This window comes from Psychrobacter sp. TB67, assembly GCF_000511065.1.
In the GTDB taxonomy this organism is placed as follows: domain Bacteria; phylum Pseudomonadota; class Gammaproteobacteria; order Pseudomonadales; family Moraxellaceae; genus Psychrobacter; species Psychrobacter okhotskensis.
Map to the genome: position 1 here is coordinate 24357 of NZ_AYYA01000039.1, position 19964 is coordinate 44320.

The following is a 19964-nucleotide window of genomic DNA, read 5'->3' on the forward strand; positions in this document are numbered from 1 at the left end:
TGACAAAGGCGATAAAGTGTGAGCTCGAGCAACATTAAGTATTGCCAAAAATCACTTTTTTACCCGTCTGCAATCCTGATATCAAGTCTTTGATATGATGGATGTCCAAATTACTTTGCGCGCGTGTGCAAGCGACATAGAGCAAACGCAATTCTTCTGGGCTGATTTTGACCGCATTAGTGGTCACATCATAATAAAAGTCATCATCTAATTGCACCTTTCCCCATTCAAGACCTTTCGCTTTATGCGCGGTTGAGATGACATAGTCAGCATTTTCAATACTGGATAAGCTGTTGACGGCTTGGCTCAAAACATTGGTGCCATGGTCGTCGACCAGTTTAACCAAGGTTTTAAGGTCACTGCCTTCGTTGGTTTCAGAGTATTCTTGTACGTCACCCCAATTATAAAAATATGCGAGCTCGGGCACGCCATACGCCGATTTACCATTTTTTAAGTTCTCGGCTGCCTGACAGAACTTAAGCATGCGATCGGTATCCGCTTGTAGTGCCACTCGGTGACCGAGTTTAAGACCAGTCAATAGCTGCGACATTGCTGCCGCATTGGTACGACATAGGATGGCATCTTTTTTACTGTGTACCATGCCTTTTTCGGTAGAAGACTGCTTATTGGGGTTGCCTTTTAACGGTACGTCTTCTTGCAAGGCTTTGAGCAAAGTATTGGCAATCTCAGCAATCGGTTCACCAAAGCGAAACGACTGCGTCAACAAGGTCTGCGGCAATGGCAGCTTTTTCATCGCATTGACCGCGCCGCGCCACTCATAAATCTGCTGATGGGCGTCGCCGACATAAATCACCTGCCGTGGCTGCTGGGTCAAAATCCCCATCATTAAGGGGTCGGCATCTTGCGCTTCATCAAACAAGATGAAATCCGCAGGAATACTGGGCTTGGATAATGCCCATAATTTAAGATAGATATCATGCCCAATACCAGCCGGATGGCGCGCATCAATCGATTGTAGCCAGCGTTGCTCAACGGCGGGGTAGAGCATCTCGCGCAGCTGCTCGGCATCAGAATCATCGAGCCAACTTGGAAATTCAATATGCCGTGGTGCAGGATAACTGGCATGCGTACTACAAAAATTGTTCACCGCATCACTAACGAAGCGCGACAAGCGTGCTGGCGTGAGGGTGATATATTTATTAACCCCATCCATTTGCCGACGTACTTGCACCGGTTGTAAGCCCAAATCATCACCCAGACGTTTGGGTGAAAAGCGTGGCAACGACAGTTTGGCGGTAATATCACGGGCGACATGACGATAGGCGAGTGAGTGAAAGGTACGGCAATCCACGTGACCGGGGAATTTTTGCCGCGCATCGTTGGCAATCGCCTTGTTAAAGGCTAGATATAAGCCGCGCCCACGTAAGCGTTCACCGATCAGCTTCAGCGTCGTTGTTTTACCTGCGCCTGCATAAGCGACCACTTTAAATGACTTGTGATCCATTGCCATATTAAGCGCGCTCAGCTGCTCATCAGTGGGATCGCTCATATAAGCTGGCATAGATGCGGACATAATAAAACTACCTAAAAGACTAAAAGTGAGTAAAAACCATGGGGGTAAAAAAAGCCACTGGATAAACAATGGCTGGCGGACAATGATGACGCTTAGTAAGGCTAATAACTACTAAGCTAATAAATGGGGTAGAGGACAGTCGAAAACAATTACTATAGGGGCTGTGTTTTTTTACTCGTTATCTACGGCTGCCGAATCAGAATTAGGCTTTTCTTTGATTAAGATTTTTGCTAATAGCAGCCCTAACTCAAACAATAGCCACATGGGAATGGCGAGTAACAACATCGACACACCATCAGGCGGTGTAACGACTGCTGACACGGCAAAACAACCCACAATAATATAGCGACGTTTCTCTTCTAGGCTTTGAATGGAGACAATGCCCACCAATATCAACAGTAAGGTCACCACTGGAATCTCAAAAGTCAGGCCAAACACCATAAACAGCTTAAGTGCAAAGCTTAAATAACTGTCGATATCCGTCATCGGCAAGACATTCTGCGGCGCAAACATGATAAAGAATTTCAACACGCCTTTGAGCACGATAAAGTAAGAAAAAGCCACACCCGCATAAAATAAAAAAATTGATGACGCAAGCACAGGAATCGCGATTTTTTTCTCTTTTTTATACAACCCCGGTGCGACAAATGACCAAATCTGATACAAAATATAGGGCATGGCACAGAAGGCAGCGACAAAAACGGTCAGGCGTATCGGCGCCATGAAATTGGAGGTGATATCCGTGGCAATCATGGTCGAATTGGCGGGTAGCTGAGCGACCAATGGATCGGATAAAAAATTATAGAGCTCGCGCGAAAACCCAACTAACGCTAAAAATATGACCAACACTGCCACGCATATTTTGATTAAATGCGAGCGTAGCTCAATCAGATGCTCAGTGATTGGCATATCAGCGAGTGAGGCTAATATGTCATTAGAGTCCTCATCAATCGCGGTATCAGCTACTTGCTCTCGGTCTGCGTCAGCGACTTTTTCTTGGCGACTCTTTTTGCGTTTAAATAAACCCACTAATCAGTCTCCTGCTTATTAACAGAAAGCTGTTTGTTTAAAGCGCTGTCTAAAGGCCGGTTTAGTAACATATCTGCTTTATAGTTTGGTAAATAGGGCGCTGCAGGTAAGCGTCGTGCCTTATCATAAGCGCCCAAACGAAACCACATGTTTTCCCATGGCTTGGTGGTGATGGCTTGAGTAATTGGTTGAGTATTAGCAATAGAGGCAGTTTTTGAGGTTTCGTCGTCAGTAGCGTGTTTCAGCAATTGCTCAGAATCTGTTGCTGTTTCGTCCTGACCGTAGGCGTAGTCGAATACCTTGGGCGTGATAGATGGCGTGTTTTTTTGACCGCTAGCATCTTGCTGGTGATTGCTTTTGTCATTATTAGCATGGTCAGCGTCTGGGTCATGCGCAGCTTTTAGAGTCTGGTTCTGTGAAGACTCAAACTCTTGCATACTGCCGCGCATTTCTGCCATCTCACGCCGCATCTCCGCCTCAGTCTCACGGATTTTAGCCAGCTCTTTTTGCATTTGTTGCCGCGTTTCAGCCAAGTCAAGCTCAGCCTCTATTTCAGACTGTAACGTAGAGACCGTACGGCGAATTTTAGCATACCATTGCCCAGCAGTACGCGCTGCTTGGGGCAGTTTTTCTGGACCCAAGACAATTAAGGCAATAACGCCAAAGAGCAGTAATTCAGAAAACCCAATATCAAACATAATGGTTGATTATCACTATCTAGATGCTAGCAGTATTATACCCAGCACTATACTCGGTATTATCAATGGTGCTTATCGTCAACAGGCACAGTGTCAATATCGCTATCTTTCACTTTATTGGTTGCGGCGCGATCTGTTGGGTGTGCATTGCCATCATGATCGAGAACCACCTGTTTTTTGGCATGCTCTGCATTTTCGTCTTTGACTGCCTCTTTAAAGCCTTTAACAGCACCGCCCAAATCCTTGCCTGCATTTCTAAGCTTTGAGGTGCCAAATACGACCACCACTACCACCAATAATATCAGCCAATGCGTAATGGAAAAACTGCCCATAATGGTATCCTTAATGTCTTGGTTGCGATATCTATATATGAATGCCTTTATTTTATAGAATATAGGTCTATTAAACAAAAAATATAGACGTAAGATGCGAAGCTAAAAAGAGCTATATTATAACCTACCATTGTGACAAAAAGGTGAAAGGTGACAAAAAGGTGAAAGCAATAATAATCAAACAAGGAAGATGCTTATTCTAGAGTTCCACAAGTTATCTTTGTGATTTCACAAGTTATCGAGCCGCTTTTTCATCGATGCCTGATAGTCCAAAGCGTCGTCCCAGCTCATTCAACACCGCGTCCGACTCTATATCGAACCATGCCAGCCCAACCAAAGTATGAAACCAAACGTCGGCCACTTCGTAGATAAGCTCGTGCCGCGCTTCGTCATATTGCGCTTTGTCCGTATTTTCATCACAATGGGCAAAATCTTTGGCAGCGATGATACTCTCTGTGCTTTCTTCGCCCACTTTTTCTAGGATTTTATTCAACCCTTTTGCGTATAAGCTTGCCACATAAGAGCTGTCAGCGTCTGCTTGCTTGCGCTCTGCCAATACCTTATCAAGCTGTTGCAAAATAGAGGTATTGTCCGTTTGGGTATTATGATTTTCAGCGGCGTTATTAGCATTATCCGCATTAAGCGCAGCAGTATCGTGGTTGTGATCAGTAGCGCTGGCGGTTTTATCTGATTGATAAATATCTGCAGGGTCTTTTAATACCTTATCGACAGTTTGCCATTGCGGCGTTTGCCCAGACAAATCCAAACGCTGATAAAAGCAAGACTCGCGACCCGTATGGCAGGCGATACCCCCAGCTTGAGTCACGCTCAACACAATCACATCGGCATCACAATCTAAGCGAATATCATGGACTGTCTGAGTATGTCCTGATGACTCGCCTTTATGCCATAACTTGGCACGCGAACGTGAAAAATACACGGCGGTTTTTGTTTGTGCCGTTAATTGAAGCGCTTCAGCATTCATCCACGCCATCATCAAAATGCGCCCCGACGCATGGTCTTGAGCAATCGCAGGAATCAAACCATCAGCGTTAAACTTTATGGCAGTTAGCCAAGCAGGTAAAGTCATAATCTGTCTGTCGTCTTATAATTAGGAAGTGGTCAATAATTAAGTGGTCAGCAATAAAAGTCAATATCAGTATTGGCTATCTACTGATAAGATAAATAAATAGCTTGCGTCTATTGATGGACTACGTAAATTGATGGGTTATATCAGTGTTTATCAGAGCTCGAACAACTGCGGATACAAGGCTTTTTTAATCGTATTATCCAGCGTGGTTACTTTATTAAGGCGAAAGTCATAATTGACAAAATGCTGTCTGGCCTTTGCCACTATTTCGCCATTGTGCATGCGTGTGGCTTTGAACACGATATTGCCGCCATTATCATAAAGTGGCTCAACGCCCACCTCAAACAAAAGCTCTTCACGCGCCCGTACACAGCTGAAAACATTCAGCTGTAACTCATTAATAATCAAGCCTTGATGATCAGCGTTAATCTCTTTAATACCTTTGGCGTATAAAAAACGCTGCATAGCTTCCGTCAGCAAACCGGTCAATGACTCTAGGGCTAAATGTTGACCCATATCAATTTCGGTATTGCGCACGCGCATCACCGTTTCAAACACAAATATTCCGTCATCAAAGTTTAATTCTTGGTTTGACAACGCTTTCTCCTAGAATGATTGTCCATAATCAATTTTTTGAGCGCTTGGCAAGCGAGCTTAGGGCGTGTCCTCAATTCAAGCGCTTGTCTCTAAATGGGCTAAAAATGGCTAAATTTTGCCAAACATCGTCAAATAGCTGATTAATATCCTGATATTATTTTCGCTATTTTCCTCATTTGACGGCAATTTATCTCATTTTTATGACCATTTCTAAAATGAGGACACGCCCTAGCAGTCCAAAAGCAACGAGCCGCGTATAATCCAAGACAAATATAGGCGATAAATGGCGTCGTTTATCGTCGCTTTAAGGTATAGCGCCGCTTAGTCTCTACTTAAGCACAGCTCAAGCTGACATTCAATCTATTTGCAAAAAAAATCATGATTTATTAGGGTCTATTGAACATTCAAATGTGGCACTGGCAGCGGCTATTTGTGAATGTTCAATAGACCCTAATAATAACCAGATAGAACCTATTAAGGTAGGGCCAAAACTTTCCTTGGCAAAACAGCGCACTATCTGCTAGAATAGCGCCTCCCACCTCGAGGCAAATAGAGGTTTAGTGGTTGTTTTTAAAGCCACTATTCGTTATTGACTATTTGACGACCAGGTTCTATTAAAGACAAAGAGGCAAATCATCATGAAAAATAAGATGAAAACCAGAAGCGGTGCAGCTAAACGCTTCAAAAAAACAGCGAATGGCTTTAAGCGTAAGCAAGCCTTCAAAAGCCATATCTTGACCAAGAAATCAGCTAAGCGTATTCGCCAGTTGCGCGGTCTAAAGATGGTGGACAAGTCTGACGAAGCAGCAGTTCGTCGCATGTGCCCATACCTCTAGTCGACTATCGTCATCTATTTTTAATTAGAATATATGACTTTGCAATCTGACAACGATGTCTGTTATTTACTAACATTCATTTCATAACATCGTTAATCGCTTAACAATATCTTGGAGTAATTTATGGCCCGTGTAAAACGTGGTGTACAGGCGAATCGTCGTCACAAAAAAATCTTGAAGCGCGCAAAAGGCTACTACGGTGCCCGTTCACGTGTTTACCGAGTAGCGGTACAAGCAGTGACCAAAGCTGGTCAATATGCTTATCGTGACCGTCGCAACAAAAAACGTACTTTCCGTCGTCTTTGGATTGCACGTATCAATGCTGGTGCACGCTTAAACGGTTTAAGCTACAGCCGCTTTATCAATGGCATGAAATTGGCTAACATCACTGTTGATCGTCGCGTACTTGCTGACATCGCTATGCATGATGCAGCAACTTTCACAGCCTTGGTCGAAAAAGCAAAAGCAGCCCTAGCATAAATATTAACTGTCCTTTAGGCATGCCGCTTGTTAAGTGATTATCTATAGTTACTTACTCATAAGGGATTATCTAAATGGATAGGACTAATATTGATTAATAGGTCGATATTAATAAAAGCTACCGCTGGTCGGTGGCTTTTTTTATATTAAATTATTTTACGGTCGGTTTTATTACCGTTATGATGCAAAACGCTTTTAGGGAAGTTGCACTTTTCATTGTCTAAATATTCAAGCCATTTCTGTAACACGTCTTTAATTTACAATGAATGGGTAAATGGTTTGCAATATTTGGTCAAATCTCTACAATTATAAATCACTATTACTAATAGTCCGTTTAAATCAGGAAGAATGCGTCTTATGACTACCCCTGCTGCTACCACCGATTTGTCGGCGCTACCGACCTTGTCTACAGAGCTCAGCGAGCTAACTGAAGCTCAGCTCACTGAGCTGGCCAGTGCTGCTGAAGCGTTGATCCTACAAGTAACTGATGTACGTGCGCTGCAAGATTTGCGCGTACAATTGACAGGCAAAAAGAGCCCGCTAACTGGCTGGTCAAAGCAGATGGGTAAACTCAGTAGCGATGACAAAAAAACCTATGGCGGCTGGTTACATCAAGTCCGTAGCCGTATTCAAGATGCATTGACGGCGCAGCAGCAGCAGCTAGAAGTGGCTGCACTAAATGCTAAGCTTGCAAGCGAAAGCATTGATATCACTTTGCCTGCTCGCGGTGGCCAAAAAGGTCACTTGCATCCAGTAACGATGATTACTCAGCGTATGCAGCAGTACTTTATACAAGCAGGTTTTAATGTCGCAACTGGCCCTGAAGTTGAAAGCGATTATTATAACTTTGAAGCGCTTAATATCCCTTCGCATCACCCAGCACGGGCGATGCACGATACCTTCTACTTCGATGCGCACTATCTATTGCGTACGCATACCAGTCCCGTGCAAATTCGTACCATGGAAAAGAATGAACCTCCGATTCGTATCATCTGTCCAGGTCGCGTTTATCGTAATGATTCGGACCAAACCCATTCGCCGATGTTTCATCAGTTAGAAGGTTTAATGGTTACTGAATCGAGCACTTTTGCTGAGCTAAAAGGCTTGATTAGTGAGTTCTTAGAAGCGTTCTTTGCTAAAGAATTGACTGTTCGTTTTCGTCCGTCATTTTTCCCATTCACTGAGCCTTCTGCTGAAGTCGATATCCTCGATGATAATGGTAAATGGCTTGAGGTCATGGGCTGCGGTATGGTACATCCACAAGTGCTAACCAACTGCGGTATTGATAGCGATAAATACACCGGCTTTGCTTTTGGTATGGGTATTGAGCGCTTTGCGATGCTGTACTACGGCATTGACGATTTGCGCCTGTTTTTCCAAAACGACGTACGCTTCTTAAAACAGTTTGGCTAGAGCGCTCCTTGTTCATATAAAAAGTGCTCCTTGTTAATACAACAAGTTGATTCGCCAACCTTTAATCCAAAATCTTTATTATAAAATTCTGATCCGAGATATTTATGAAAATTAGCGAACAGTGGCTACGTCAGTGGGTAAATCCAAACAATAGCAGTGAGCAATTGGCTGAACAACTTACCATGGCAGGGCTTGAGATTGACGATCGCTTTGCGGTTGCCCGTGCCTTTAGTGGTGTGGTCGTCGGTGAAGTCATCAGCGTCGAGCAACATCCAGATGCTGATAAACTGCGCGTTACGCAGGTGAATATTGGTGCCGCTGAGCTGTTACAAATCGTTTGCGGCGCGCCCAATGTCTACGTCGGTATGAAAGCACCTGTTGCGACCGTTGGGGCAGTGCTCCCAAGCGATGACAAGAAAGGCTTTAAAATTAAAAATGGCAACCTGCGTGGTGTCGACTCTAACGGTATGCTCTGCGGTGCTTCTGAAATTGATTTGGTGGACGATATCGATGGCCTGCTTGAGCTACCAGCTGATGCACCAGTCGGTATGGATATCCGTGAATATTTAGGTCTCGATAACCAAATACTGGATATCTCTATCACCCCAAACCGTGGCGACTGCTTCAGCGTACGCGGTATTGCGCGCGAGATATCGGTTATCAACGATTTACCGATGCAGCAGCCTAAAATTCCTGCCAACGTGGCAGTTACTGATAACGTTTCTACTACTACGCCAGCTGTCACAGTTAGTGCAGTTGAAGCGTGCCCGCGCTATTTACTACAATCAATCAGTAATATTGATCGTAGCATCGACACCCCAAGATGGATGCAAGATGCGCTAATACAGTCAGGATTACGCTCGCATAACTTCTTGGTTGACGTGACCAACTATGTATTGATGGAATTGGGTCAGCCGCTACACGCGTTTGATGCTGATACCATTGAAGGCGATATCGTGGTACGTTTGGCACAGCCTAGCGAGACCCTCACTTTATTAAATGAGCAAACCATTACTCTAACGGGTGATGAGTTGGTCATTGCTGATGATAAAGGTGCACTTGCGCTTGCCGGCATTATGGGTGGTCAACGTAGCAGTGTCACGGATAGCACCACCAATATTGTTGTAGAAAGCGCTTTCTTTAGTCAGCTTGCTATTGCCGCTCGCGCCCGCCGTTTTGGTTTGCATACCGATGCCTCACAACGCTTTGAGCGCGGGGTAGACTTTGAATTACCAGAGCTTGCTTTGGCACGCGCTGTTGATTTGATTACCAGTGTCACTGGTGGTCAAGCCGGGCAAATAGTAAAAGCAGAAAGTAATGAAAACCTGCCAGCACGTGCGCCCATTACCTTGCCAATCTCTAAAGTACGCGATGTCATCGGTATTGAGATTGAACCAGCAGTGATGGTACGTATCTTAACCCAATTGGGCTTTGAGGTAGAGCAGCAAGCGGACAGCCTGATTTGTACGCCGCCATCGTATCGCTTTGATATGAGTATTAAGGAAGACTTAATCGAAGAGATTGCCCGTATTTACGGTTATGACAATATTCCGAGTGTGTTGCCGCATTTGCAAGTCAGCATGGATTATGACGATACTGCGGACTTAACGCATGAAATGAAGCTGGCCTTGGTCAATAATGGCTATATGGAAGCCATTAGCTTTAGTTTTAGTGATGCAAAAATAGAAGCCTTGCTCGATGATAAAGCGCTTGGAGAAGTGTTGGCACTGGCCAATCCTATCTCTAGCGACTTGGCGGTGATGCGCCGTACTTTGCTATCAAGCTTATTGCCTTGTGTACAATATAACCTCAATCGTCAGCAGCCACGTGTCCGTTTCTTTGAAACGGGTCTTAGCTTTGTCGGTCAAAGTATTGGCGAATTGGTACAAACGCCAAGTATTGCATTGGTCGCAGTGGGTGACATTTGGGACGAGCAAGCGTATCAAAACCGTGCGTTAGACTTTTATGACCTCAAACACGACATCGAACAATTGCTACCAGCGCAAATCGATAGCGCCCGCATCCGCTATGAGCGTAGTGCGCTTGCCTTCTTGCATCCGGGTCAAAGCGCAAAACTCTATATCGATAATGAGTATGTCGGCTGGTTGGGTCAATTGCATCCTAACACCGCTAAGCAGTTAGATTTGCCAGCTACGTGGGTGGCTCAATTATCACTTGCGCCGCTACTAACACTTGCTCGTGAACAAGATGCGATTACCACGCCAAGTAAATTCCCACAAGTACGTCGCGATATTGCTATCTTAGTAGATAGCGATATTAGCTTGCAGACCTTAGAGTCGACGATACGCACGGCAGCAGGTGAGCTATTGACTGACCTATGGTTGTTTGACGTCTATCAAGGCGACAATGTACCAACTGGGCAGCGTTCATTGGCTTTTGCTTTGGTATGGCAGGATAGGTTACAGACCTTGTCTGATGAAGCAGTCAAAACCGCGACTGACAAAGTGGTACGAGCTTTAACTGAGCAACATGCTGCGAAGTTGCGTGACAGCTAGCATTTAGCATTAATAGTAGAGCATGCTCTGTAGCCTTTATAATTGTGAGGCTATAGGGCATTGCTATTTATAGCGTTTTTTGTCTTATCGATAGATTTTATTTGTAAAAAAAGTTAAGTGGTTATTAATAAAGGATTTTAATGCAGACTTTATTAAAAAGACGGTAAAAAACCTTTATAATGACTAGGGTCTGTTGAACACTCAAATATTAGGACTGCTGATCGCTAAAGTCGCATCAAACTAGGCGTAAACCGACGATAATGTCGAGACCTTAGCTAGGTTTACAACAACGTTTGGGGTGATTTTAGCATCAGCCTTTTAGGGCAGGGCTATTTTTTGCCAATATCTGGCGAAATTGTCTAACCTAGAATAACTAGGCGTCCAAAATTTCACTGCGTATTGTCTAAAAAATAGCTGCTGCCAGTGTCATATTTGAATATTCAACAGACCCTAAGATTAACCTGATACCGCTAATCCATGATATTCGACATCACGACATAGCATAGGAGTCGTACTGTGAGCACCTTAACCAAATCTGACATGATTGAGCATTTGATGAGTCATCTGAACCTGACACGCCAAGAAGGCCGCTGTTTGGTAGAGAATTTTTTTGATGAATTGTCAGAGAGTTTGATTGATGGCAACGAGGTCAAGCTTTCAGGCTTTGGCAACTTCGAGCTTAAAGATAAAAGCAGCCGTCCAGGACGTAACCCTAAGACAGGGGAGCCCGTGGCAGTATCAGCACGTCGTGTGGTCACCTTTAAAACAGGGCAAAAATTTCGTCAACAGGTTGATGAGCGCCTATTTGATGAGTAGTAAATAGCAGCTACTGAGTCCTACCTAACGCTTGCCATTGCGAGATCTTATAATATCGCGATGTTGTTAAAACTGACATGAGTGCTCTATAGTTGTAAATATACTAAATAGCAGACATAAAAAAAGAGAGCATAGGCTCTCTTTTTTTACTACAGTATGTTTACCGTCGAGACGATAAAATTACTGAGCTGGCTCTTCAACAACAACTTCGTCAGATGCTGCAACAGCAGTATCAGTTTCGCTAGCTACGTCTACGCTAGTAGTAGTACCGTCTACAGGAACTTCAGCGTCCATTTCGTCAGTAGCAGTTGCAGCTTGTGCATCAGCGATGTCAGCTTCAGCGCCGGCAACAGCAGCTTCAGCATCAGCAGTAACTTCGCCTTCAGCAGCAGCTTCGTTTAGCTCTTCAGAAGCATCTTGCACTTCTTCTTGCGCGTCAGATAAATCTTCAGCAGCGTTTTCTTTGTTGCTATCACAGGCAGTAAGGCCCATAGTTGCAGTCATGATACCAGCTAGAGCAAGTAATTTAAGTTTCATATGGTTTTCTCCGGAAAAATGAAATGAGCAGTAGCAGCGACAAAGGTTGAATGTCCGAGATGTCTCAGAATTCAACTAGTCTTAGTCACAGCTACTCAGCTTCCACGCATTCTATATGTTTTCTTTTCAAATGAAAAGACCTTGTACAATTGAGTAACAATAAAATTGTAAAAAGTATTTTACATAGCTCATCTAATATAATTTTTAATACAACAACTTCAATGAATCTACGTATAATTAACCAAAACCAAGCTGTTTTTAGACCCAATAAACGTCCATTATTGTTTAATATTTTCTTTTAAATATATACGCTTAGACGGATTACCTTAAATAGTACAGGCATAAAATTAATGTCTTATTAAGGCTAGGTAAATATTGTTAAGGATAGGTAAGTATTGCAAAAAGAAATGATAAAAATAGGACCAAGCTTTAGATAACTAACAAGCATGGTTGTAGCAAAAGCGATTCAAAAATTATATAACATGAATAACTATCCATACGAATAGCAGGATGTATCGTATGTTTCTGGAGTAAGATTATGAAATGGCAAGGCAGACGAGGCAGCTCCAACGTACGTACGAGTAGCGGCGGTGGCAAGATGATCGGTGGTGGTATTGGCGGTATTATTATCGCGGGTATTTTGTGGTTAGTGTTTGGGGTCAACCCCATGACAGCCTTACAGACGGGTCAAGTAGTGGCTGGTGGTAGTAGTACCTCGACTGAGCCGGCGACCAGTGATGACCGTGATACACAGTTTGTGAAAGTCGTGCTCGCTGATACAGAAGAAGTGTGGCATCAAATATTTAATGAGGGCGGTAGTACTTATCAGGAACCGTCGTTAATTCTTTTTAATGGACAAGTCAGTTCAGCCTGTGGCAGTGCCACGGCAGCGACAGGACCTTTTTATTGTCCAGGTGACCAGACGGTTTATTTAGATACGTCTTTTTTCGTAGAGATGCGTCAAAATCTAGGCATCGCAGGTGATCAGCAAGACTCTGGTGGTCAAGATAATGAAGGTAAGGCAGGTGACTTTGCCCAAGCCTATGTGATTTCACATGAAGTCGGCCACCATGTACAGACACTATTGGGTATTACTCAGCAGGTCAGTGAAGCCAGTCGTCAAGTCACGCGTGCAGAAGCCAATAAGCTCTCCGTGTTACAAGAACTACAAGCTGATTGCTTCGCAGGGGTATGGGCGCAGCGTAACCAAGCGCGTGTCCAGTTCTTAGAAGCAGGCGATATAGATGAAGCCATCAATGCTGCCAGCCAAATCGGTGATGATCGTCTGGCACGTGCTAGCGGTGGAGCGGTAGTTCCTGATAACTTTACTCATGGTACCAGTCAACAGCGCGTTCAATGGTTCACTCGTGGTCTAGAGAGTGGCAGTGTGCAGACTTGTGATACCTTTAGTGGCGCATTGTGAGATAGTAGCGCGTTGTAAGAATATTCTTAAAGTCATCAATGATCTATTAGACACAAAAAAGCCTGCAATGATTTGCAGGCTTTTTATTCTTACCGCTATCGCTTAATAGCTTCGATATTTATAACCAATTATTTGGTTTGGTCATAGATGTAACCACCAGCACCACCAAGTGCTGCACCAGCTAGTGCGCCACGTGCGATATCTTTGCTATCGCCTTTGCTTCTGATAAGGGCACCAGCAGCAGCGCCAGCAGTCGCACCTTTTACAGTGTTGCTTGCATTGCCGTATGGACCTGAGTTACAACCAGTCATGATTAGTGCTGAGCTAGTAATAGCTGTCATTGCAAATGTTTTAGCAAATTTCATAATGTCACCTGTTAAGTTGTTAAATTAAAAATACAATATACACGATATTTTTGAATACGTTTTACTACTTTTCATAGTAGTCGTTTAATACCTTTCTAGTCGTGGTAAAAACGCTAACCTTTGCAAATAGAGTGTAAAAGATGTTGCTTCACTGTATCGATGGTAGTGCTTTTGATGAGGTTTATTGTATTTGATTCGATAATACGCTAACTGTTTTCATCTCTATTACTTATGTGAGTCATAAAAAAGACCGCTTATAAGCAAGCGGTCTTTTTGTATAATAGCAACGATAAGACGATTAGTTTTGAGATTTACGTTTCATTTGCTCAAAGAACTCGTCATTGGTTTTCGCTTCTTTTAAGCGATCCAATAAAAATTCAGTGGCTTGTACACCATCCATCGGCTGCAGCAATTTGCGTAAAATCCAAACCTTACGTAGTTTGTCTTCGTCTAGCAAACGCTCTTCGCGGCGAGTACCAGATTTTTTGATATTAATCGCAGGGAAGACACGCTTTTCAGCCAAGTCACGCTCAAGCGTAATCTCTTGGTTACCAGTTCCCTTAAATTCTTCAAAAATGACGCTATCCATCTTACTACCAGTATCAATCAGCGCACTGGCAATAATGGTCAAGCTGCCGCCTTCTTCAACGTTACGCGCTGCACCGAAGAAACGCTTCGGACGCTCAAGGGCGTTGGCGTCTAGACCACCGGTCAATACTTTGCCTGATGACGGGATAACGGTGTTATAGGCGCGAGCAAGACGGGTGATGGAGTCAAGTAAGATGACCACATCTTGCTTATGCTCAACCAAACGCTTGGCCTTTTCGATGACCATTTCCGCCACTTGTACGTGACGTTGTGGCGGCTCATCAAAGGTTGAAGCAACCACTTCACCGCGTACCGTACGTACCATCTCGGTGACTTCTTCTGGACGCTCATCAATCAATAGAACAATGAGATAACACTCAGGGTTATTGCGAGTAATTGACTGGGCGATGGTCTGTAGCAGCATCGTTTTACCCGCTTTTGGCGGTGCAACGATGATAGAACGCTGCCCTTTACCGATCGGGGCAATCAGATCAATGATACGACCAGTCAAGTCTTCGGTTGTACCGTTACCCAGCTCAAGCTTTAACTGCTCAGTCGGGAATAGTGGGGTTAAGTTCTCAAAGATGAGCTTATGACGTGAGCGATCTGGCGTATCAAAGTTGATTTCGCCGACTTTTAATAGCGCAAAATAACGCTCAGAGTCTTTTGGTGGGCGGATAGTGCCAGCGATACTGTCGCCCGTTTTTAGGCTAAAGCGACGGATTTGACTTGGGCTGACATAGATATCATCAGGGCCTGCCAAATAAGAGCCTTCAGATGAGCGTAAAAAGCCAAAACCATCAGGGAGAACCTCAAGCACACCATCACCGTAGATGGCTTCACCGTTACGAGCATGGGTTTTTAGGATAGCAAAGATAATGTCTTGTTTACGGCTACGTGCCATATTATCAAGGCCCATTTCTTTGGCGATGGCCAATAGCTCAGCGATTGATTTTTTCTTTAATTCAGTTAGATTCATAGATAGGTCATTAGCAATTGATCAGATGAGAGATGCCATTAGCAGCACAAATCACGACAGTGATTAAAATAACGGTAATATGATGATATGGGTGTGTGCACAGCGCTGTAGTTTATGTAGTTTTGGTTTTATATGTCTGCTTATGTACGCATTGTCATCATTGGATGCAAGGTAATAAGAAATAAGGATAAAAAAGGCTACATAAGAGTCTGCGTCAAAAACTCAATATCAGTAATTGCGTTTAGTCATTTTGTTCAGCAATGGTGTTTATAATGACGATTGTGTTTTTGTTGATAAACACGAGGAGAATAGCGACAAGATACTTAGGAAAACAGTTGGTTTTCTCTTGTCAGCAGACTATACGGTCTTCACAATAGCGTTGTCAATAAATTTTGCCAAAAAAGTCGTATAATTGCACTTTTTGCATAAAAAATAAGCAAAAAAGCCATTATCTTGTATAGATAACGGCTTTTTTAATCGATCTGACCATCTATATGCTGACTAGTGTTTAAGTGATTTAAGACCAGCAAGGATCATTTATAGATGCTTATCTAGTACTTTAGCCAATTCAGCTTTTGGTTGTAGGCCCATGACTGAGTCAACTTTTTCGCCGTCTTTAAAGACAAATAGCGTTGGGATGTTACGAATACCAAAGCGACTAGCGGCTTGTGGGTTGCTGTCCACATCGACTTTGACGATTTTGACTTTGCCTTGGTACTCAGTCGCTAGATCTTCTAAAATAGGGGCGATGGCTTTACAAGGACCACACCATGGAGCCCAGAAGTCTACTAGTACAGGTACGTCTGATTGTAGAACGTCTTGATCAAAGTCTGTATCGGTAGTATGTACAATAAGGTCTGACATAATTTTATCTCTCTTGTTTTATTACTTCTATCACCACTCATCGACCTATATATCGGTTTAATAATAAATCAGTTGGTGGTCAAAGAATTGTTTAGAAGGGGTGAAAATGTGCCATTATATTAACATGTTTGGCAACGATTGGCAGACGCCAGCTGGTTAAATTGCTTAACAATTACTATTAGCACAATAAATCGAAACATAACTAAACAGGTTATGTTCTATCTGTCACTTGCATCCTCTGTTGTCATTTTAGTTTTGCACTCACACCTGACCTTGGCTTTGTGCGCTAAGATTGTTTTTATGCTCAGTTTCAGTTTCAACGTTAGCTAAAAGACTTAGTGTCAGTATTCAGTTTGTATACTTCAGTGTAGATAATTCAATTCAGATGCTATTGTCAGCTTGGCTTTTTGATACACGCTAGTCCCCAACTTTAAGTCCAATAATATAAGTAGCTTTTTTTATGCCTTTTACTGACGACAAAATCCTGACTCTTAACGCCCAAGAAAAGGCCTATCCGCTTGAATTTTTTCAAGAATTTGCGCAAGCCGTTACCGTCTATGAAGATGATGACATCTGGGTGGTCGATAAGCCAGCAGGATTATTAAGTGTCGATGGTAAAACCCTAAAGGTGAGTTTGCTCGCGCGGCTTGAACGTGCCAATCCTACGGTTAAATTGATTCATCGATTGGATATGGATACCTCAGGGCTGCTCATTTTTGCAAAAAATGCCGAGGCACAAACCAATATCAGTAAGCAATTTATTGAACGGTTACCACAAAAGAAGTACCAAGCACGGGTTTTTGGCGCGTGGGAAAGCGTGGGGGCAACAGGTAAAATCTCAGTGCCAGTGCGCTATGAGCCAAGCACCAAACCGCGCCATATCGTCGACCACGACTGGTCAAAGCACGCGCTCACTTTGTATGAAGTGCTGGCACATGAGGATTGCAATGGTCAGCCGGTCACGCGCGTGATGCTAAAGCCGGTCACTGGTCGTAGCCATCAGTTACGTGTCCATATGGTACACGTCGGTCACGTCATGATTGGCGATCCCATTTATGCTGAAGGGGAGGCCCTAACGATTGCACCGCGACTCAATCTGCATGCGCAGCAATTGCGCCTCAAACATCCTACGCTTGGCGCGTGGATGGATTGGGAAAGCCCCAGCCCTTTTTAAAAGCTCTGTCATTAAATTGATAATGTAAAAGCCATCATGCAAATTAAAACCCGTCATGTAAAAACAAGGATCGTATTATGCTTGGTATCAACGCCACCAAACAAGCCATCAACAAGCGCTTTAAACGCAAAAAATCACCAGCAACGCCGCCAGTAGATTGTGATGTGCTGATCATTGGTGCGGGGATTGCTGGCATCGGCATGGCGTGTCGTTTACAACAACGCAAGCCAAAGAAGCAGCCGCGTAAGGCGGCAAAAACGCCGCCATTTATCGTGGTAGAAAAACGCTCAGATTTAGGCGGCACGTGGGATTTATTCACTTATCCTGGGATTCGCTCAGATTCTGATGCGCTGACCTTTGGCTATAGTTTTAGACCGTGGTTGGATCATCGCATGTTGGCAGCGGGTGAGGATATTAAGCGCTATATCGCAGACACGGCGCGCGAATTTGGCGTGTCGGAACATATTCGCTATCAGCATGAAGTCCAGCAATTGTCGTGGTCCAGTCGCGATCAACGGTGGTCAGCCACGATTAAAAATCATGCAAGCGGCGAGATGTCTACCTTGAGTGCCAACTTCGTCGTCGGTGCCACGGGCTATTACGACTACGAGCAAGGCTATCAACCGTATTTTGAAAAGGAAGAAGATTTCCAAGGTCGTATTGTCCATCCGCAGCATTGGCAGAATGTCGATTATGATGATAAAAAAGTGGTCATTATCGGTAGCGGCGCTACAGCAATGACCTTGCTGCCTGCGATGGTCAATAAAGACGATGGTCAATGCGTGCGCCATGTCACGATGCTGCAACGTTCGCCGACTTATGTGGCAAGCGTACCCGGTGATGATTATGCGCTTGACTGGCTGTCTGCTAAATTTTCGCCTTTATCAAAACAGCAAGCTTATACGCTGCTACGGACGCGTAACGTCTTAAGACAGCAAGGTGTTTATCAATTTGCTACCCACGCACCGAAAGTGTTAAAAGCGCTGTTAACCCATGGTGTAAAAAAAGAGCTAAAGGGTAGTGGCGTGAAGGTTGATCATTTTGTACCGGCTTACAATCCGTGGGATGAGCGACTATGTGCGGTGCCAGATGGTGATTTATTTAATGCCTTGCATAGCAAACGAGCCGCGGTAGTCACTGATCAAATCAGCCACTTCACCAAAACGGGTATCATGCTTGAGTCAGGCAAACATCTCGATGCTGACATTATTGTCACCGCAACCGGATTGAAGTTGCAAATGCTCGGCGGTGCAGCCTTATATATCGATGGTCAGCCTGTCGATGTGGGCGCACGCATGACGTATAAAGCAGTCCTAGTTGAGGGCGTGCCCAATATGGCCGTGATGTTCGGTTACATCAATGCTTCGTGGACTTTAAAGGTGGACTTAGCCTCTCAGTATATTGTAAGACTACTTGATTATATGCAGACCCATCGTTATCAGGTCGCTGTGCCAAAAGCTGAGACCAAGCATGAGAAAGTGCAGGTTCAGCCTGATATGGTGATGGGTGCGCTATCGGCGGGCTATGTGCAGCGGGCGAAAGATGAGCTGCCCAAGCAAGGTGATCGTTATCCTTGGCACGTGACCAACAACTATGTCAGCGACCGTATCATGCTCAAGTACCGTAAAATAAAAGATGACTGGTTACGTTTTAGCCGTTAATTTGCGTTAGCGCCCATTCTTAGCGACAGTTCTTTGCTCACGATCTTTTATTGGTTGTCGTTTAGTGCTTATCGATAAAAGCAGCCACTTGTTTACTTAGCATTTCCCATAGGGTCTCTTGCGCGCTTTTACTGCCCCAAGCGTTATGCGGGCTAAAGATGACGCGGGGATGATCACTAATGCTGAGTAGTGGATCCTCGTCGGTGATAGGTTCTTGCTCAAACACGTCGCTAGCATAACCGATGATTTGCTCGCTATTAATGGCATCGGTCAGCGCTTGGCTATCGACAACGCCGCCACGAGCAACGTTGACGATAAGTGGTTGCTTAGCCATTTTTGCCAGAGTATCTGCATTAATAAGGTGCTGGGTTTGCTCGTTTAATGGACAATGCAAGCTCAGCACATCAGACTGCGCCAGTACCTCTTCAAACGCCGTATAATCCTCATTACGCGGCGTACGGTCTTGATGTTCTGCCCACAATACGCTCATACCAAAGGCACGGGCAATCTCGGTGACGCGCTTACCGATGGTACCAACGCCAATAATCCCTAGTGTTTTGTCTTCCAAATCTATCAACGGGATATCCAGTAGGCAGAAGTTACCGTTACCTTGCCAAGTACCATCGACCACTTTTTGATGATAGTGAATGCTGGCGCGCATAGCAGTCAGCATGAGCATAAAGGTATGTTCAGGAACGCTTTTGACTGCGTAACCCGCGACATTGTACAGTGCGACATTATGCTTATTACAAGCCTCTTGATCGACGTTATTCATCCCCGTGGCAGTCAATTGGATAAGCTTCAGGTTGGGGAGTTTACTTATTACTTCTGCATCAATTTGGACTTTATTGGTGATGATAATATCAGCGTCTTTGCAGCGCGCCAAAATAACGTCATTGTCTTTTGGCGTATCATCATAAGTCACATAATCACTGATGCCTGTCGGTGCTGGCAAGTCGACGCCATCAGAAAACGTACCTTTATCTAAAAAAACGGCTTGCATGGTTATTCCTTATTTATTATTGTCGTATA

General features: G+C 44.1%; 19 protein-coding genes. 8 read left to right on the forward strand and 11 right to left on the reverse strand.

Annotation, left to right across the window (positions count from 1 at the left end):
• Nucleotides 1–34: 34 nt before the first annotated feature.
• From W293_RS0105710 to W293_RS0105735, 6 genes are all read right to left on the reverse strand, one after another.
• Nucleotides 35–1534 (reverse strand): UvrD-helicase domain-containing protein, encoded by a 1500-nt coding sequence (locus W293_RS0105710; RefSeq protein WP_025651513.1) that lies wholly within the window; start codon nucleotides 1532–1534, stop codon nucleotides 35–37.
• Nucleotides 1535–1705: 171 nt separating this feature from the next.
• Nucleotides 1706–2563: a twin-arginine translocase subunit TatC gene (gene tatC, locus W293_RS0105715; RefSeq protein ID WP_025651514.1), complete on the reverse strand. Its 858-nt coding sequence runs from the start codon at nucleotides 2561–2563 to the stop codon at nucleotides 1706–1708.
• Nucleotides 2563–3261, reverse strand: a complete 699-nt coding sequence (gene tatB / locus W293_RS0105720; protein WP_025651515.1) for a Sec-independent protein translocase protein TatB — start codon at nucleotides 3259–3261, stop codon at nucleotides 2563–2565. The genes tatC and tatB overlap by 1 nt, the downstream gene beginning before the upstream one ends.
• Before the next feature lie 62 nt (nucleotides 3262–3323).
• Nucleotides 3324–3593, reverse strand: coding sequence for a Sec-independent protein translocase subunit TatA (tatA, locus tag W293_RS0105725; protein WP_025651516.1), 270 nt, complete (start codon nucleotides 3591–3593; stop codon nucleotides 3324–3326).
• 235 nt (nucleotides 3594–3828) lie between these two features.
• A complete protein-coding gene (gene hisIE, locus W293_RS0105730) occupies nucleotides 3829–4683 on the reverse strand; it encodes a bifunctional phosphoribosyl-AMP cyclohydrolase/phosphoribosyl-ATP diphosphatase HisIE (RefSeq protein ID WP_025651517.1) in 855 nt (284 codons plus the stop codon).
• Nucleotides 4684–4836: 153 nt separating this feature from the next.
• The gene (locus W293_RS0105735) at nucleotides 4837–5280 is read right to left on the reverse strand and encodes a thioesterase family protein (RefSeq protein ID WP_025651518.1); all 444 of its coding nucleotides are present in this window, start codon (nucleotides 5278–5280) and stop codon (nucleotides 4837–4839) included.
• 638 nt (nucleotides 5281–5918) lie between these two features.
• On the opposite strand from W293_RS0105735, the gene rpmI reads away from it, so the two are divergent.
• The 5 genes from rpmI (at nucleotide 5919) to W293_RS0105760 (ending at nucleotide 11341) form a co-directional block, all read left to right on the forward strand.
• Nucleotides 5919–6116, forward strand: a complete 198-nt coding sequence (gene rpmI, locus W293_RS0105740) for a 50S ribosomal protein L35 (protein WP_025651519.1) — start codon at nucleotides 5919–5921, stop codon at nucleotides 6114–6116.
• A gap of 123 nt (nucleotides 6117–6239) precedes the next feature.
• Nucleotides 6240–6596, forward strand: a complete 357-nt coding sequence (gene rplT / locus W293_RS0105745; RefSeq protein WP_025651520.1) for a 50S ribosomal protein L20 — start codon at nucleotides 6240–6242, stop codon at nucleotides 6594–6596.
• A gap of 357 nt (nucleotides 6597–6953) precedes the next feature.
• Nucleotides 6954–8009, forward strand: coding sequence for a phenylalanine--tRNA ligase subunit alpha (gene pheS / locus W293_RS0105750; RefSeq protein ID WP_037026232.1), 1056 nt, complete (start codon nucleotides 6954–6956; stop codon nucleotides 8007–8009).
• Nucleotides 8010–8113: 104 nt separating this feature from the next.
• A complete protein-coding gene (gene pheT, locus W293_RS0105755; RefSeq protein WP_025651522.1) occupies nucleotides 8114–10525 on the forward strand; it encodes a phenylalanine--tRNA ligase subunit beta in 2412 nt (803 codons plus the stop codon).
• A gap of 516 nt (nucleotides 10526–11041) precedes the next feature.
• Nucleotides 11042–11341, forward strand: a complete 300-nt coding sequence (locus tag W293_RS0105760; RefSeq protein ID WP_010197859.1) for an integration host factor subunit alpha — start codon at nucleotides 11042–11044, stop codon at nucleotides 11339–11341.
• 180 nt (nucleotides 11342–11521) lie between these two features.
• Here W293_RS0105760 and W293_RS0105765 read toward each other — a convergent pair whose 3' ends face one another.
• Entirely contained in the window at nucleotides 11522–11878 is a 357-nt protein-coding gene (locus W293_RS0105765) for a hypothetical protein (protein ID WP_025651523.1), read from the reverse strand.
• 538 nt (nucleotides 11879–12416) lie between these two features.
• Here W293_RS0105765 and W293_RS0105770 point away from each other — a divergent pair.
• Nucleotides 12417–13301 (forward strand): neutral zinc metallopeptidase, encoded by an 885-nt coding sequence (locus W293_RS0105770; RefSeq protein ID WP_025651524.1) that lies wholly within the window; start codon nucleotides 12417–12419, stop codon nucleotides 13299–13301.
• A 128-nt stretch (nucleotides 13302–13429) separates the two neighbouring features.
• Here the strand turns inward: W293_RS0105770 and W293_RS0105775 are convergent, their stop codons facing one another.
• The 3 genes from W293_RS0105775 to trxA all read right to left on the reverse strand — a co-directional run bounded on the left by W293_RS0105775 (nucleotide 13430) and on the right by trxA (nucleotide 16097).
• Nucleotides 13430–13666, reverse strand: a complete 237-nt coding sequence (locus tag W293_RS0105775; protein WP_025651525.1) for a glycine zipper 2TM domain-containing protein — start codon at nucleotides 13664–13666, stop codon at nucleotides 13430–13432.
• Between the two features lie 298 nt (nucleotides 13667–13964).
• Nucleotides 13965–15233, reverse strand: a complete 1269-nt coding sequence (gene rho / locus W293_RS0105780) for a transcription termination factor Rho (protein ID WP_025651526.1) — start codon at nucleotides 15231–15233, stop codon at nucleotides 13965–13967.
• A gap of 537 nt (nucleotides 15234–15770) precedes the next feature.
• Entirely contained in the window at nucleotides 15771–16097 is a 327-nt protein-coding gene (gene trxA, locus W293_RS0105785; protein ID WP_025651527.1) for a thioredoxin, read from the reverse strand.
• A gap of 460 nt (nucleotides 16098–16557) precedes the next feature.
• Between trxA and W293_RS0105790 the strand changes: the two genes are divergently transcribed.
• Both W293_RS0105790 and W293_RS0105795 read left to right on the forward strand, forming a co-directional pair.
• Nucleotides 16558–17271 carry an RluA family pseudouridine synthase gene (locus tag W293_RS0105790; RefSeq protein WP_025651528.1) on the forward strand — a complete coding sequence of 238 codons (714 nt, stop codon included), beginning with the start codon at nucleotides 16558–16560 and terminating at the stop codon, nucleotides 17269–17271.
• Between the two features lie 77 nt (nucleotides 17272–17348).
• On the forward strand, nucleotides 17349–18932 hold the full coding sequence (locus W293_RS0105795; protein ID WP_025651529.1) for a flavin-containing monooxygenase: 1584 nt from the start codon (nucleotides 17349–17351) through the stop codon (nucleotides 18930–18932).
• A 61-nt stretch (nucleotides 18933–18993) separates the two neighbouring features.
• Here W293_RS0105795 and W293_RS0105800 read toward each other — a convergent pair whose 3' ends face one another.
• Nucleotides 18994–19935 (reverse strand): D-2-hydroxyacid dehydrogenase, encoded by a 942-nt coding sequence (locus tag W293_RS0105800; RefSeq protein WP_025651530.1) that lies wholly within the window; start codon nucleotides 19933–19935, stop codon nucleotides 18994–18996.
• Between the last annotated feature and the right edge of the window lie 29 nt (nucleotides 19936–19964).

What these genes read in the sequence shown, in the direction of transcription:
- W293_RS0105710 (WP_025651513.1), bottom strand. Translation starts at nt 1,534, where the DNA reads ATGTCCGCATCTATGCCAGCTTATATGAGCGATCCCACTGATGAGCAG.
- tatB (WP_025651515.1), bottom strand. Translation starts at nt 3,261, where the DNA reads ATGTTTGATATTGGGTTTTCTGAATTACTGCTCTTTGGCGTTATTGCC.
- tatA (WP_025651516.1), bottom strand. Translation starts at nt 3,593, where the DNA reads ATGGGCAGTTTTTCCATTACGCATTGGCTGATATTATTGGTGGTAGTG.
- hisIE (WP_025651517.1), bottom strand. Translation starts at nt 4,683, where the DNA reads ATGACTTTACCTGCTTGGCTAACTGCCATAAAGTTTAACGCTGATGGT.
- rpmI (WP_025651519.1), top strand. Translation starts at nt 5,919, where the DNA reads ATGAAAAATAAGATGAAAACCAGAAGCGGTGCAGCTAAACGCTTCAAA.
- rplT (WP_025651520.1), top strand. Translation starts at nt 6,240, where the DNA reads ATGGCCCGTGTAAAACGTGGTGTACAGGCGAATCGTCGTCACAAAAAA.
- pheS (WP_037026232.1), top strand. Translation starts at nt 6,954, where the DNA reads ATGACTACCCCTGCTGCTACCACCGATTTGTCGGCGCTACCGACCTTG.
- pheT (WP_025651522.1), top strand. Translation starts at nt 8,114, where the DNA reads ATGAAAATTAGCGAACAGTGGCTACGTCAGTGGGTAAATCCAAACAAT.
- W293_RS0105765 (WP_025651523.1), bottom strand. Translation starts at nt 11,878, where the DNA reads ATGAAACTTAAATTACTTGCTCTAGCTGGTATCATGACTGCAACTATG.
- W293_RS0105770 (WP_025651524.1), top strand. Translation starts at nt 12,417, where the DNA reads ATGAAATGGCAAGGCAGACGAGGCAGCTCCAACGTACGTACGAGTAGC.
- W293_RS0105775 (WP_025651525.1), bottom strand. Translation starts at nt 13,666, where the DNA reads ATGAAATTTGCTAAAACATTTGCAATGACAGCTATTACTAGCTCAGCA.
- rho (WP_025651526.1), bottom strand. Translation starts at nt 15,233, where the DNA reads ATGAATCTAACTGAATTAAAGAAAAAATCAATCGCTGAGCTATTGGCC.
- trxA (WP_025651527.1), bottom strand. Translation starts at nt 16,097, where the DNA reads ATGTCAGACCTTATTGTACATACTACCGATACAGACTTTGATCAAGAC.
- W293_RS0105790 (WP_025651528.1), top strand. Translation starts at nt 16,558, where the DNA reads ATGCCTTTTACTGACGACAAAATCCTGACTCTTAACGCCCAAGAAAAG.
- W293_RS0105795 (WP_025651529.1), top strand. Translation starts at nt 17,349, where the DNA reads ATGCTTGGTATCAACGCCACCAAACAAGCCATCAACAAGCGCTTTAAA.
- W293_RS0105800 (WP_025651530.1), bottom strand. Translation starts at nt 19,935, where the DNA reads ATGCAAGCCGTTTTTTTAGATAAAGGTACGTTTTCTGATGGCGTCGAC.